The sequence below is a fragment of the Flavobacteriales bacterium genome (assembly GCA_026129465.1).
Taxonomy (GTDB): Bacteria; Bacteroidota; Bacteroidia; order Flavobacteriales_F; family PHOS-HE28; genus PHOS-HE28.
In genome coordinates this window covers 270720-284981 of the sequence record JAHCIA010000001.1, presented here as the reverse complement: position 1 = coordinate 284981, position 14262 = coordinate 270720, and the positions used below count along the sequence as shown (strand labels likewise).

Annotated in this window: 12 protein-coding genes; 11 read left to right on the top strand and 1 reads right to left on the bottom strand. The window is 64.2% G+C overall.

Annotation, left to right across the window (positions count from 1 at the left end):
- Nucleotides 1-46: 46 nt before the first annotated feature.
- From KIT10_01140 to KIT10_01095, 10 genes are all read left to right on the top strand, one after another.
- Nucleotides 47-1225 (top strand): aminotransferase class V-fold PLP-dependent enzyme, encoded by a 1179-nt coding sequence (locus tag KIT10_01140; protein MCW5897846.1) that lies wholly within the window; start codon nt 47-49, stop codon nt 1223-1225.
- 125 nt (nt 1226-1350) lie between these two features.
- Nucleotides 1351-2199 carry a transketolase gene (locus tag KIT10_01135; protein MCW5897845.1) on the top strand — a complete coding sequence of 283 codons (849 nt, stop codon included), beginning with the start codon at nt 1351-1353 and terminating at the stop codon, nt 2197-2199.
- Between the two features lie 5 nt (nt 2200-2204).
- Nucleotides 2205-3686, top strand: coding sequence for a VWA domain-containing protein (locus KIT10_01130; GenBank protein ID MCW5897844.1), 1482 nt, complete (start codon nt 2205-2207; stop codon nt 3684-3686).
- 14 nt (nt 3687-3700) lie between these two features.
- The gene (locus KIT10_01125; GenBank protein MCW5897843.1) at nt 3701-4654 is read left to right on the top strand and encodes a transketolase family protein; all 954 of its coding nucleotides are present in this window, start codon (nt 3701-3703) and stop codon (nt 4652-4654) included.
- Nucleotides 4655-4676: 22 nt separating this feature from the next.
- Nucleotides 4677-5234: a sigma-70 family RNA polymerase sigma factor gene (locus KIT10_01120; GenBank protein ID MCW5897842.1), complete on the top strand. Its 558-nt coding sequence runs from the start codon at nt 4677-4679 to the stop codon at nt 5232-5234.
- A gap of 30 nt (nt 5235-5264) precedes the next feature.
- A complete protein-coding gene (locus tag KIT10_01115; protein ID MCW5897841.1) occupies nt 5265-5717 on the top strand; it encodes a hypothetical protein in 453 nt (150 codons plus the stop codon).
- Entirely contained in the window at nt 5714-6214 is a 501-nt protein-coding gene (locus KIT10_01110; GenBank protein ID MCW5897840.1) for a hypothetical protein, read from the top strand. The genes KIT10_01115 and KIT10_01110 overlap by 4 nt, the downstream gene beginning before the upstream one ends.
- Before the next feature lie 40 nt (nt 6215-6254).
- Nucleotides 6255-7445 (top strand): aspartate aminotransferase family protein, encoded by a 1191-nt coding sequence (locus KIT10_01105; GenBank protein MCW5897839.1) that lies wholly within the window; start codon nt 6255-6257, stop codon nt 7443-7445.
- A gap of 132 nt (nt 7446-7577) precedes the next feature.
- Nucleotides 7578-9701 carry a choice-of-anchor J domain-containing protein gene (locus KIT10_01100; protein ID MCW5897838.1) on the top strand — a complete coding sequence of 708 codons (2124 nt, stop codon included), beginning with the start codon at nt 7578-7580 and terminating at the stop codon, nt 9699-9701.
- 228 nt (nt 9702-9929) lie between these two features.
- A complete protein-coding gene (locus tag KIT10_01095; protein MCW5897837.1) occupies nt 9930-12059 on the top strand; it encodes a PKD domain-containing protein in 2130 nt (709 codons plus the stop codon).
- 86 nt (nt 12060-12145) lie between these two features.
- Here KIT10_01095 and KIT10_01090 read toward each other — a convergent pair whose 3' ends face one another.
- Nucleotides 12146-12307, bottom strand: a complete 162-nt coding sequence (locus tag KIT10_01090; GenBank protein MCW5897836.1) for a hypothetical protein — start codon at nt 12305-12307, stop codon at nt 12146-12148.
- A gap of 301 nt (nt 12308-12608) precedes the next feature.
- Here KIT10_01090 and KIT10_01085 point away from each other — a divergent pair, with 301 nt between their 5' ends.
- Nucleotides 12609-14096, top strand: coding sequence for a hypothetical protein (locus KIT10_01085; protein ID MCW5897835.1), 1488 nt, complete (start codon nt 12609-12611; stop codon nt 14094-14096).
- Nucleotides 14097-14262 lie beyond the last annotated feature (166 nt).

Below are 14262 nucleotides of genomic sequence, written 5' to 3'. Positions count from 1 at the left end.
AGGCCGATCGCCGCTGGGATACTTTCGCCAGATCATTCTTGGAAGCATGGCGATCGACGTTACCCAGGCGCGCGCACTCACACCAGGCTGTGCCCAGGTGCTCCATTTCAACAATGCCGGCAGCAGTTTGATGCCCACCCCCGTAGTGGAAGCGGTGAAGGCGCACCTGGACCTGGAAGCGCGCATCGGTGGCTACGAGGCGGCGGCCGAAGCGATGCGCAAGTGGGAACACGCTTACGATGCCATCGCCACCCTGTTGAACTGCTCGCGCGACGAAGTAGCCATCACCGAGAACGCCAGCCGCTCGTGGGACCTGGCCTTCCACGCATTGCCCTTGAAGCCCGGCGACCGGATCCTCACCGGCCATGCCGAGTATGTGAGCAACTGGCTCGCCTTCCTGCTGGTGAAGCAGCGCACGGGCTGTTCCGTGGAATTGGTGCCCGACGATGAACAAGGCCAGATCGATGTGCACGCGCTGCGCCGCATGATGGACGATCGCGTGAAGCTGGTTGCGCTCACCCATGTGCCCAGCAGCAACGGTCTGATCAACCCGGCGGAAGAAGTGGGCGCCATCGTGCGTGGCAGCGAAGCCCTATACCTGCTGGACGCCTGCCAGAGCGCAGGGCAGATGCCGCTGGACGTGCGGGCCATCGGTTGCGACATCCTCAGCGCCACCGGGCGTAAATTCCTGCGCGGACCTCGCGGCACGGGCTTCCTGTATGTGCGGCATGCGATCATGGACCGGTTGGAGCCGGTCTTCATCGAACACTGGTCGGCCACCTGGACCGGCCGTGACACCTTCCGATGGCGCGATGATGCCCGGCGCTTCGAGACCTGGGAGAAAAGCTTCGCGAACGTGATCGGCCTGGCCGAAGCGGTGGACCATGCCCTGCATTGGGGACTTGGCGCCATCGCGCAGCGGGTGCAGGGGCTGGCGGCATCGTTGCGCGTAGGGCTTGACACCCTGCCCGGCGTGGCAACGCGCGACCCCGGCTTGCGCAAGAGCGGCATCGTCACCTTCACCGTGGATGGGCAGGACGCCATGGCGATCATGAAGCGACTGGCCGCGCAGCGGATCAACGTCACCGTGGGGCGCAAGGAGATCGCGCGACTCGACCTGGAGGAACGCGGTTTGGACAAGGTGGTGCGCGCGTCAGTGCATTATTTCAACACGGAGCGCGAGGTGGAGCGATTCGTGGAGGCCATTGCGCAGGAGCTGCCGTAAGCGCTCCACTTTTCAGCAGTTATCCACGATCCCCGGCCGCTGCGGAGCCCCCCGGCTACTTTCGCGGCAAGCCGATGACCGGCATTCCCCGCATGGCCGTCCCCTCCCCTTCCGCCTCCGCCACCATGGCCGACCTCGACCACCTGAAGCGCATCACCGACCAGGTGCGCCGCGACATCATCCGCATGGTGCATGCCGTGCAAAGCGGCCATCCCGGCGGCTCCCTCGGCTGTACCGAATTCTTCACCGTGTTGTACTTCCACATCCTGCGGCACGATCCGAAGAACTGGACCATGGACGGCCGGGGGCAGGACCTCTTCTTCCTGAGCAACGGCCACATCAGCCCGGTATGGTACAGCGTTCTGGCCCGCAGCGGATATTTCCCCGTGGGCGAACTCGCCACCTTCCGCAAGATCGATTCGCGTTTGCAGGGCCACCCCACCACGCATGAGGGACTGCCCGGGGTGCGCATGGCCAGCGGGTCGCTCGGCCAGGGCCTCAGCGTGGCCATCGGTGCCGCCATGGCGAAGAAGCTCAACGACGACGACCACCTGGTCTACAGCCTGCATGGCGACGGCGAACTGCAGGAAGGCCAGATCTGGGAAGCCGCCATGAGCGCCGCCGCGCACAAAGTGGACAACCTGATCAGCACCGTGGACTGGAACAACCGCCAGATCGACGGCGATGTGGACCAGGTGATGCCGCTGGGCGATCTGAAAGCCAAGTGGCTCGCCTTCGGCTGGGATGTGGTGGACCTGCCCCACGGGAACGATCCAGCGGCCGTGATCAAGGGGCTGGAAGAAGCCAAAGGCCGAACCGGCAAGGGCAAGCCCGTGGTGGTGCTGATGCGCACGGAAATGGGCCAGGGCGTGGACTTCATGATGGGCACGCACAAGTGGCATGGCGTGGCCCCCAATGATGAACAGGCGGCCAAGGCCCTGGCGCAATTGGAAGAGACCCTTGGCGACTATTGAGCGCCATGCACGCGATCGGCACGCTTTTCCGCGTTGACAGGAAAGACCGCCGCCGCATGGGCAGCACCAAACGTTTCCTCTTCCCGGTCCTGCTCACCTTCGTGAGCACGCTCCTATTCGCGCAGCCGAGGCAGGATGGCGACTCCCAGCCGCCGCTCACGCGCATGCTCTTCGTATTCGATGCCAGCAACAGTATGAACGCCTTCTGGGGGAACAAGACCCGGTTGGAGGTGGCCAAGGACCTGATGCTGCGATCACTGGACGAATTGGAAGGCAAGCCCGATCTGGAGCTGGCGCTTCGCGTCTACGGCAACCGCAGTCCCATCTCCGGCGGCAAGCAGGATTGCGACGACACCACTTTGGAAGTGCCCTTCTCGGCCAACAGCGCCCCGGCCATGCGCACCCTGATGAAAGGCCTGCGCGCCGTGGGCACCACCCCCATCGCCCGCTCCTTGGAGCGTTCGGCCGACGACTTCCCGGCGGCCACCACACCGGCTGGATCGCAGCCCAAACGCGGGGAACGCGCCATCCGCAACGTCATCATCCTCATCACCGATGGCATCGAGGCCTGCGACGAGGACCCCTGTGCCGTGAGCCGCGCACTGCAATCCAAGGGGATCACGTTGAAACCCTTCGTCATCGGTGTGGGCCTGGAGGAAGCGGAGAAGTACACGCTTCGCTGCATCGGCAACTTCTTCGACGCCGACACACCGGAACTCTTTGAGCACGTGCTGAAGATCGTCCTCTCGCAGGCCCTCAACACCACCACCGCCCAGATCGACCTGCTCACCGACGAAGGCAAGCCCTTGGAGACCGATGTGCCGGTGACGCTCTACGACCAGCGCACGGGCCAGATACGCTACCACATCGTGCACACCCTGAACGATCGCGGCCAACCGGACACCCTGATGCTCGATCCGGTGCTCACCTACCGCGTGGTGGCCCACACGCTTCCGCCGAGCGAGTCAGGCGAAGTTCGCCTGAAACCCGGCCAACACAACACCATTACCCTGCCGGCCGGCCGGGGAACGCTGCGCTTCAAGGTGGGTTCAGGCCCTGCGGACGCGCACGTGATCCAGACCATCGTGCGGCGCAAGGGCGACATGTCCACCCTGCATGTGCAGGAGCTCGGCGCCGAGCAGTTGTACAGGACCGGCCTGTATGACCTGGAGGTGCTTACCCTGCCGCGCCTCGCCATTCCCGATGTGCGCATCGAACAGGGCAAAGTGACGGAGATCGCCGTGCCGCGCCCCGGCGTATTGAATGTGCTGGCCGCCACCCCGGGCCACGGCGCCATTTTCGTGAAGCGCGATGACCACTTGGAGTGGGTGGCCGATCTGGACGCCACGGTCACCCGCATGCAATTGCGCCTGTTGCCCGGCAAGTACCAGGTGACCTACCGCAGCCGCAACGCCAAGCGCACCGAACTGAGCCTTACCAAGGAGATCCTCATCGAAAGCGGACGATCCGCCACCCTTTCCTTCTGACCATACCCCACACCATGAGCACCTACCCCGTACGCGACAAGAAGGACACCCGCAGCGGCTTCGGCGCCGGCCTGCTCGAACTGGGCCGCACCAACCCCGATGTGGTGGCCCTGTGCGCCGACCTCACCGGCTCGCTGAAGATGGACGCCTTCGAGAAGGAGTTCCCCGATCGCTTCATCCAAGTGGGGGTGGCCGAAGCCAACATGATGGGCATCGCGGCGGGACTCACCATCGGCGGCAAGATCCCCTTCACCGGCACCTTCGCCAATTTCAGCACCGGCCGCGTGTACGACCAGATCCGCCAGAGCATCGCCTACGCCGGCAAGAACGTGAAGATCTGCGCCAGCCACGCGGGCCTCACCCTGGGCGAAGACGGCGCCACGCACCAGATCCTGGAGGACATCGGGCTGATGCGCATGCTGCCAGGCATGACCGTGGTGGTACCCTGCGACCACGACCAGACGCGACAGGCCACGCTGGCCATCGCCGCGCATGAAGGTCCCGTCTACCTGCGTTTCGGCCGGCCCAAGTGGCCTGTGTTCATCCCCCAGGACATGCCCTTCGAGATCGGCAAGGCACAACTGCTGGTGGAAGGCGCCGATGTGAGTCTCTTCGCATGCGGCCACCTGGTGTGGAACGCGCTGCGCGCCGCCGAGGAACTGGCCGGGGAGGGTATCCGTGCGGAGGTGATCAACGTGCACACCATCAAGCCGCTGGATGAGGCCGCCATCCTGGCCTCTGTGCGCAAGACCCGTTGCGCGGTGAGCTGCGAGGAACACAACCGGCACGGTGGGCTGGGCGACGCCATCGCGCAATCACTGGCGATGCACGCGCCCACACCACTGGAATACGTGGCCGTGCAGGACACTTTTGGCGAAAGCGGCACACCGGAAGACCTGCTGCGCAAGTACAAGCTGGACGTGCCCGACGTGGTGGCCGCCGCCAGGCGGGCCATCGCCCGCAAGTGAGCCTGGGGCCGCTGGAGGATACATGGAAGAAGCCTCCGACAAGGAACTGCTGGACCTGCTGCGCGCCGAGGGATCGCGGCACTACGGCTTCAACCTGCTGGTGAAGCGCCACCAGCAGCGGCTCTATGCGTTCATCCGCCGCATGGTCACCGACCATGACGAGGCCAAGGACGTGCTGCAGAACACCTTCATCAAGGCCTGGAACGGGCTGGACGGCTTCCGGGGAGACGCGCAACTCTTCAGCTGGATCTACCGCATCGCCCACAACGAATGCCTGGACCACCTGCGCCGTCTGCGCCGCGGCCTCTTCGTGGACCAGGAAGCGGTGCTGGAACGCCTCACGGCCACGCTGGACCATGATGAACATTTCAGCGGTGAGGAGATCGAAAGACGCCTCCAGCGCGCAGTGATGCGCCTGCCCGACAAGCAACGCGCGGTGTTCACCATGAGGTACTTCCAGGCGATGAAGTACGAGGAGATGAGCGCCATCACCGGCACTAGCGTGGGCGCACTGAAGAGCAGCTATCACATCGCCATGAAGAAGGTGGAGGAATGGGTGACCACCGATCGAACCAAATGAGCGGGGACGCGTCATAGACCCGATATGCCCATGGACGACCACCGCGAACACGAGGACCTCGAAGGACGTGCGCCCACGCTGCATCGATTGCATGGACGCGACCCCTTCCGTGTGCCGGAGGGTTTCTTCGAGCGCTTCCCGCATCAGGTGCAGGCCACCGTGGTGGAACGCGGTCGATCATCGGCTTGGCCGCGTCTCTTCCAAAGTGCTGGCTGGCGCATCTCGGGCATCGGCATCGCCACGGCGATGGTCCTGTTGCTGCTGCGCACCTGGTCGCCGGATGGAACAGCCCATGGTGATGTGGCGGAACCGCAGGATGAGGAAGTATTCGACCAGGACCTCTGGATCGAGGACGCCTGGTACCTGTTCGATGACCCCCAGGACCTGATGGCGGAAGCGGCGGTCGGCTGGAGCGACGACGAGATCGCCTATTACCTGCTGTCCACTGACCTGCCCCTTGACCTCTTGACCGAACGACCATGAGAACCTTCATCCACTTCCTCGCGATCGCGGCGTTGCTGACCGCTTCGGCATCGGTGACCGCACAACCCGGCGGTCCGCCGCCACCGCCCAGCCCGGAGCGCCTCAAGGAGATCAAGGCCCAGAGGACCGCCTACCTCACCACCAAGCTCGGCTTCAGCGTGGAGGAGGCGCAGCAATTCTGGCCGCTTTACAACGAGTTCGATGACGCACGCCATGCGTTGCGAGAACAGATGCGCGAGACGCACGAGAAACTCGGCGACAAACCCACCGAGCAGCAGGCGAAGGACGCGCTCGCCAAAGGGCTTCAGACCCGGCAGCAGGAGGTGGATCTCGAACGCACCTACCAGGAGCGGTTCATCAAGGCCATCGGCGCCACGCGCACACTGGAACTGCACCGTGCCGAACGCGATTTCAACCGCGAAGTGCTGCACCGCTTCCGCGAGCGCGGCGGACCTGGCCCGGAGGAGCGCAGAGGACCACCTCCGCACAAGCGCTGACCATCGCTGTTAGGCTGCCCGGGGCGAACTTCGTCCCCACATGGCTTTCTCCCCATTCGCGCACCCGCACGGTCTGGCCGGCACCAGCCCACATCCGTTGGGCTTGGATATAGTCCATGCGGAGGGCTGCTGGCTGACGGCGCGCGACGGGAAACGCTACCTGGACCTGGTGGCGGGCCTGGCGGTGAACAACACCGGCCACCGGCATCCCCGGGTGATGGCGGCGATCCGCGAACAAGGCGAGTGCTACCTGCATGTGATCCCCTATGGCGAGTTCCACCTGGAGCCGCAGGTGCGCTTCGCGGACCGGCTCACCGGCCTGCTGCCTGAAGGGCTTGATGCGGTCTACTTCGTGAACAGCGGTACCGAGGCCATTGAGGCCGCCCTGAAGCTGGCCAAGCGGGTCACCGGCCGCACCGGACTCATCGGCTGCCGCCGCAGCTATCACGGGAGCACGCACGGTTCGCTCAGCCTCACGGACAACGAGACCAAGAAGTACCGCAACCGCCCGCTGCTGCCAGATGTGCGGCAGATCCCATTCAATGGCCATACGGGCTTGGCACTGATCGGTCCTGGCACCGCGGCCGTGGTGGTGGAACCCATCCAAGGAGATGCGGGCGTTCGTGTCCCCGATGCGCATTGGCTGCGGGCCCTGCGGGAACGATGCGATGCCACCGGTGCCCTGCTCGTGTTCGATGAAGTGCAGACCGGCTTCGGGCGCACGGGAAAACGCTTCGCCTTCGAGCACAGCGGCGTGGTGCCGGACATCCTGGTGCTGGGCAAGGCCCTGGGCGGCGGCCTGCCCATGGGCGCGTTCGTCGCCTCGCGCGAGCGGATGGACCTGCTCACGCACGACCCGGTCCTGGGGCACATCACCACTTTCGGCGGGCACCCCTTGGTCTGCGTAGCAGGGCTGGCCGCGCTGGAGGTGCTGGAGGAGGAGCGTTTGGCGGAAAACGCCCGGCGCATGGGCGCGCTCTTCAAGGAAAGGCTGAAGCACCCGGCCATCCGAGAAGTGCGCGGCGAGGGCCTGATGCTGGCCATGGACCTCGGCGATGCCGATCGGGTACAGCGCACCGTGCATGCCTGCCTGTACCAAGGCGTGCTCGCCTTCTGGTTCCTCTCCTGCCCGGAGGCCTTCCGCATAGCTCCGCCGCTCACCATCTCCGAACAGGAGGTGCGGCAGGCTTGCGACACCATTCTGGGGGTGCTGGACGCCAGCGGCCACTGACCCGATCGCCCTGAACGATCCGCCGTTGCCCGTGTTCCTGTTACCGGTGGCAGCATGGGCCATCCGGCTTCCCTTCACATGGCTACCTTGCGGCCCCTTGACGCGCGTACCGAACGAAACCTGTCCAACATGATGTCACGTGTACTCCTGGCCGCACTGGCCGTCACCGCCGCCTTGGCCGCGAAAGCGCAGGAAGCGACCCATCTCTGCCACACGAGCGAGATCCGACAGGAACTGCTGAAGCAATATCCCTGGATCGCCGAGATCGAGGCGGCCAGCGAGGCGGAGATCCGCGAGCTGATGCTGAACAACGCCACCCTGCGCGACGATGAGGTGATCATCACCATCCCCATCGTTTTCCACATCCTGCACCAGGGCGGTGCCGAGAACATCAGCAACGAGCAGATCCTCGATCAGATGGTGGTCCTCAACCGGGACTTCCGCAAGCTGAACCCGGACATCAGCCAGGTGATACCCGCCTTCCAAGGCATTGCGGCCGATTGCCGCATCGAGTTCGCCCTGCCCACGAAGGACCCCTATGGCAATTGCCACAACGGCATCGACCGCATCCGCACGGTGCAGACCTTCCTGGGCGAGAGCAGTTCCAAGACCAACCAATGGCCACGCGACAGGTATCTGAACGTGTGGGTGGCGCGCATCCTCATCGGTGGTGCGGCAGGATACGCCTACCTGCCTGCCAGTGCGGAAGGCTTCCTGCAGATATTCGACGGCATCATGATGTTGCAGAACTACACGGGCAGCATCGGCACCAGTTCCATCGGCACGTCACGCACCCTCACGCACGAGGTGGGGCACTACCTGAACCTGCAACACGTCTGGGGGGACAACAACACCCCTGGGCAGGTGTGCGGCGATGATGGCGTGGAGGACACCCCGATCACCAAAGGCTTCACGAATTGCCCCAACGCCGAGGCAAGCAAGGTGTGCGATCCGGAGATCTACGAGAACTACCAGAATTACATGGACTACTCGTACTGCTCGCGCATGTTCACCGAGGGCCAGGCCGAGCGCATGCGCGCCACGCTCTTCGCCACCACCGCCCAACGCAACAACCTGTGGACCGAGCAGAACCTGATGCTTACCGGCGTGGCCGAAGGGCACCAGGCCACCTGCCCGCCCGAGGCGGACTTTTACGCCCTCGTCGGCAGCAGCCTCACCAACCCCTCCGTGCCATACAACGCCCTTTCCTGCACCGGCGCCCAGGTGCGTTTCATGGACAACTCGCACAAGGCCTTCGCAACCACCTGGAACTGGACCTTCGAGGGCGGCACACCGGCCACCAGCACCGAGCGGAACCCCACCGTGACCTACGACAGCCCCGGGTGGAAGAAGGTGACCCTGGTGGTGGGCAACGCCCATGGCACCACCACCAAGGTGGACGAGAACGCCGTCCTCATCAGCAACGCGGGCGACGGCTGGCAGGTGCCCTACATGGAGAGCTTTGAGGTGAGCAACACCCTGCACCCTTACCTGGCCTACAACCACGACCTGAACCACACGAAGTGGGACCGCTTCAATGGCGCGGGCCATTCGGGCAGCGCCTGCGCCAGGCTCAACAGCGGCGATCGCAACCCCTTCAACATCATCAACCCCGGCAACCACCGCGACTACGATGAGATGGTGTCCCCGCCGCTGAACCTGAGCGGCCTGGGGGCGGGCGTGCTCAACTTCCACTACTCCTACTCCACCATGGCCTCCGACCTGGCGGATGTGACCGAGAGCCTGGAGGTCTTCTCCTCCACGGACTGCGGCCGCACCTGGCAGTCGCGCGCCACGCTCACCAACCAGAACCTGATCACCAACGGCAACAGCATGGGGCCCGGCCAGTGGGGCTTCCGCAGCATCAACCTGCCCGGTAGCCTGCTCACCAGCAACGTGCGCTTCAAGTTCCGTTTCATCTCCAGCGAATTCTCCAACCATCTCTACATCGACGATATCTACATCGGCGGTCCGGTGGGTATGGAGGAACTGGAGCAGGGCACCGGCCTGGCGCTTTTCCCCAATCCCACCAACGACCACTTCACGCTGTGGGCACCGGGCATGCGGGACCAGGCCACCATGGTCACGATCACGGACCTGCGCGGGGCGGTGGTACACCAGGGCGCGCATGCCCCTCAAGGCGGCATGGGCATCGAATTCAGCGCCCGGTCCCTCGGTCTTTCCGAAGGTCTCTACCTGCTGCGCGCCACCAATGCGGTCGCGGACCGCACGGTGAAGCTGGTGGTGGGTCGCTGAAGCGGACATTTTTTCGGCCGATCCGCGGGCTGGATATACAGGACCGACCTTCGCTTGTGGCCTTTGGACCATTGGTAACCCTTGGGACGCGGACCCTGCGGGATCCCAATGGATATACACCTCTGGGATGCCCTCGGTGTCCCAGGTCACCAGGGACCATGTTCACCGCGCTCCTATCTTAGGGGCCACGGAGAGGGACCAACAACATCCACACCTTCCTGAATGACCATGAGAAAAGCTCTACTTGCCCTGTACGCCACTGCGCTTTCAATGGCGGTGTCCGCCCAGCAGACCGAGCATTGGTGCGGCTCGACCGAAGTGCACCAGCATCTCCTCCAGGAGCACCCATGGATCGCCGCGATCCAGGACGCTTCGGAGCAGGAGATCCGCGAATTGTTGGAGAACAGCGCCGAGTGGCGTGGTGGTGAATTGATCTACACCATTCCCATCGTCTTCCACATCCTGCACCTGCGCGGCCAGGAAAACCTGCCCAACGAGCGGATCTACGCCCAGATCGACCGCCTCAACCAGGACTTCCGTGCGCAGAACAGCGACATCAGCCAGGTGACCGCCGCGTTCCAGGCCATCATCGGTGATGCCCAGATGCGCTTCGTGCTGCCCTCGGTCGATCCCTTCGGCAACTGCACCAATGGCATCAACCGTATCCAGACGGTGCAGACCCTGCTGGGAGGCAGCGAAGCCAAACAGCGCCAGTGGCCGCGCAACCGCTATTTCAATGTGTGGGTCACCCGTCAATTCCCCAGCCAGGGCCTGTTGGGCTATGCGCTGTACCCCTCTGCCGCGGAAGGCTTCCTTTCGATCCTCGACGGCGTGATGATCCGCCACACCACCGTGGGTGTCACCGACCCCTATCTGGGCCGCACGCTTACCCACGAGATCGGCCACTCCATGAATCTGGCACACGTATGGGGCGACACCAACGACCCCGGAGTGGTATGTGGCGATGACGGCGTGGAGGACACCCCCATCACCAAGGGTTCCTTCCTGTGCCGTTTGGGCGCCGCCAGCATCGATTGCGTGGAAGGCGTGGAAGAGAACTCCCAGAACCATCTGGACTACTCCAGCTGCCCGCGCATGTTCACCATCGGACAGGTGGAGCGCATGCATGCCACTTTGAACACCACCACCGCCCAGCGCAATGAATTGTGGTCCGAGCAGAACCTGATCATCACCGGTGTGGCGGATGGTCACCAGCAGACCTGCGCCCCCGAGGCCGACTTTTACGCGGTGTCGGCGAGCGACATCAACAACCCCGGTGTTCCCTTCAACGCACTGGCTTGCACCGGCGCCCAGGTGCGCTTCGTGGACAACAGCACCCGCGGCCAGGTGACCAACTGGCAGTGGAGCTTCCAGGATGGCAGCCCCTCCTCCTCCAACGCCCAGAACCCCACGGTCACCTTCAGCAGCCCCGGCTGGAAGACCGTGACCCTCACGGCCAGCAACGCCCAGGGTTCATCCTCGAAGACCGATGAATTCGCCGTGCTGATCAGCAATTCTGACGAGACCTGGTCGGTGCCCTACATGGAGAGCTTTGAGCCGAACAACTCGCTCAACCCCTACCTCCCCTACAACCACGACCTGAACCACACCATCTGGAACCGCTTCTCCGGTGCGGGCTTCACGGGTACCGCATGCGCGAAGCTCAACAGTGGCGACCGCAACCCCTTCAACCTGCTGAACCCGGACAACGTCAACGACATCGATGAGATGGTGTCGCCGCCGTTGAACCTCAGCGGTCTGGGCGCAGGCCAATTCTCCTTCTGGTACTCTTACAGCACGCTCGCCGCGGATGTCGCGCTGGTGACCGACCGCTTGGAGGTATACTCCTCCACCGATTGCGGCCGCACTTGGCAGTTGCGCACCACCGTGCAGAACCAGGGTGCCAACCAGGACCTGGTGACCAATGGCAACAGCTCCGGTCCGTTGGTTTGGAAGCAGCGTGTGGTGAGCCTGCCTGGCAGCGTCCTCACCAACAACGTGCGCTTCAAGTTCCGCTTCGTCTCCAGCGAGTTCGCCGGTGACCTTTATGTGGACGACATCTATGTGGGTGGCCCGGTGGGCCTGGACGAGATCGGCGCCAACAACCCGGTGGCCCTCTTCCCCAACCCCACCAACGACCACTTCACCCTGCAGGTGCATGGACTGGACCAGCACGCCACGCGTGTGATGATCCAGGACCTGCGTGGTGCGCTGGTGTACAGCAACGTCTTCGCCCCCTTGGGCGGAGCGGGCATCGACCTCAGTGCCGAAGCACTGGGCTTGAGCCATGGCATGTACATCCTCCGCGCGGAGAACGAAGCCGGCTCGGGCGCCACCAAGCTGGTGGTGGGCCGCTGAGGACCTCACATGCCGCACCAAGGAAGGGTCGCTTCGGCGGCCCTTCTTCATTCCCGGCCGATGCCTGCCATGGCAGCGCGATGGGATCAACCCATCAAGGCCGTCGTCATCAGCACCACGATGGCCAGTGCGGCCACCAGGGCGATGATGATGTACATGTTGCGCACGGCGGGCATGTCGGTGCCTTCATGGTCCTCCAACGGCTCGGGCACGTGGCCTTTCTCGTTGTAGTGCTTGTCGGTAGACATGCCGGATGGGTAACAAGCACTGCGCCGGTGTGGCCGCCAAACGGGGCTTGCGACGCCATGCGCGCAATAGGCGCATCGTACCTGATCACATGCACGAACCGGATCGGGGAAGAGGCACCCCGCCATGGGGCTCCCCCAATACCGAGGGAGACCCTGCGAAGGTTTGGTCCCGGTGGTCACCCCTCACCTTCGGTCCACTCTCCTCGCTCCGTCCTCCCTGTTCACCCCCCTTCTAACTCCCGTCACCAACCATACGTTTGGCCTGCCGCAAAGCCCGGACCCCATGAGGACGAACTTCACCTTGTGCTCCCTCCTTCTCACACTGACCACATGGTCTCAACCCGGTGCACCCGACCCGGCCTTCAATGGCAGTGGTGTGTTCCTCCATGCCACAAGTCCGGCGTTCGACGAACTGCAGGACATCCGTGTGCAGCCCGATGGCAGGATCGTGGGTGGCGGGTACACCACCACCGGCGTCTTCAATGATGTGTTGATCGTGCGCCTGCTGCCCAATGGCGCGTTCGACCCCTCGTTCGGCGGCACCGGTACGGTGGTGGTGGACGTGAACCCTTCCCGCGACCAGATCTACGCGCTGGCCCTGCAGGCCGATGGCAGGATCGTGGCCGCAGGCAGCACCTTCTTCATGGGCAGCTTCGACGAGATCCTGATGCGGCTGAACACGGACGGCACGCTGGACAACAGCTTCGGCAGCAACGGGGTGGTCGTTTCAAGCTTCGCTCCAGGCGCCAGCGAATACGCCTACGGGGTCGCTGTGCTTACCGACCAACGGATCCTTACCGCAGGCACCGCAGGCGACCTTGGCCGTGTTACGCGCTACCTGTCCAACGGTGCCCTGGACCCGTCGTTCGGCACCAACGGATCGGCCTACGTTGGTTCCCTGCTCACCCGCCTGTACGCGCTCCACGTGCTCGGCAACGGGAGCATCCTGGTGGCCGGTCACCGCTTCGTCAACGACAGCGCCCTCTACGTGGGCAAGCTCACCAGCAACGGGGCGGTGGACATGGCGTTCGGCACCAACGGCGAGGTGGTCATCCCGATCAACGCCCACTTCAAGACCGTCACCGGCCTCGCTGTTGATGGCAGTGGCAGGATCCTGTGCTCCGGTTACTGCGGAACGAGCGCCACCACCTGCGAAGCCCTCGTGCTCCGCCTGCTGGCGAACGGGCAGCCGGACCCGGCCTGGGGCGGTGATGGCCTGGTGTTCACGTCCATGCCACCGATGTACTTCCGTGGGTTCGGCGACGTGCGTGCATTGCCCGATGGCAAGGTGATCGCCGGTGGGTACCAGTTCTTCATGGCGAACAGCGTGGATGCCGATGTCATCCTCGCACGGTTCGACGCCCAGGGGAACCCCGATCCGCTCTACGGAGTGGGCGGAATAGCGCAGCTCGATCTGGCCAACGAAGACTACGACCGTGTCTGGGGGATGGAGCTCGACGCGCAGGGCCGCGCCCTGCTCGCCGGATCGGGACGACTTGGCACCTCGCAGGCCGATATCGCCATCGCGCGGTTCCTGAACGATGGCACTGTGGACGTGTCCGAATGGATGTTCGCCGCCCCCCGGCCAGCCTGGCCGGTGCCTGCCGCCGATCATGTGTGGTTGCACACGGACTTCGCGAGCACGGGCTTTCGGGTGATGGACGCGGCCGGCAGGCTCGTTGGATCGTACGGCGCCTCCCGGAGCATCGACGTGCGTGCATTCCCCAACGGGGTGTATATGGCGGTGTCCGAACTGGGACATGTGGCGCGTTTCGTAGTGGAGCAGTAACGCGCGAGCGGCCAGCGTACAGTGGAAGACACAACCTGCGACCCAAACTTCTCCACCACCCCCGCTCCCGCGGATACGCGATCCCTGGTTACACCACCTCCGCAGGGTCCTCCACTGCTTCGGGAGACCCTACGGAGGTGAGGGGGTTTTATGGGTATGCCTGGCA

Bases quoted from the DNA above. Each gene is read 5' to 3' on its own strand.
- KIT10_01125 (MCW5897843.1), top strand. From the start codon at position 3,701: ATGAGCACCTACCCCGTACGCGACAAGAAGGACACCCGCAGCGGCTTC.
- KIT10_01130 (MCW5897844.1), top strand. From the start codon at position 2,205: ATGCACGCGATCGGCACGCTTTTCCGCGTTGACAGGAAAGACCGCCGC.
- KIT10_01090 (MCW5897836.1), bottom strand. From the start codon at position 12,307: ATGTCTACCGACAAGCACTACAACGAGAAAGGCCACGTGCCCGAGCCG.
- KIT10_01115 (MCW5897841.1), top strand. From the start codon at position 5,265: ATGGACGACCACCGCGAACACGAGGACCTCGAAGGACGTGCGCCCACG.
- KIT10_01135 (MCW5897845.1), top strand. From the start codon at position 1,351: ATGGCCGACCTCGACCACCTGAAGCGCATCACCGACCAGGTGCGCCGC.
- KIT10_01140 (MCW5897846.1), top strand. From the start codon at position 47: ATGGCGATCGACGTTACCCAGGCGCGCGCACTCACACCAGGCTGTGCC.
- KIT10_01095 (MCW5897837.1), top strand. From the start codon at position 9,930: ATGAGAAAAGCTCTACTTGCCCTGTACGCCACTGCGCTTTCAATGGCG.
- KIT10_01120 (MCW5897842.1), top strand. From the start codon at position 4,677: ATGGAAGAAGCCTCCGACAAGGAACTGCTGGACCTGCTGCGCGCCGAG.
- KIT10_01105 (MCW5897839.1), top strand. From the start codon at position 6,255: ATGGCTTTCTCCCCATTCGCGCACCCGCACGGTCTGGCCGGCACCAGC.
- KIT10_01110 (MCW5897840.1), top strand. From the start codon at position 5,714: ATGAGAACCTTCATCCACTTCCTCGCGATCGCGGCGTTGCTGACCGCT.
- KIT10_01100 (MCW5897838.1), top strand. From the start codon at position 7,578: ATGTCACGTGTACTCCTGGCCGCACTGGCCGTCACCGCCGCCTTGGCC.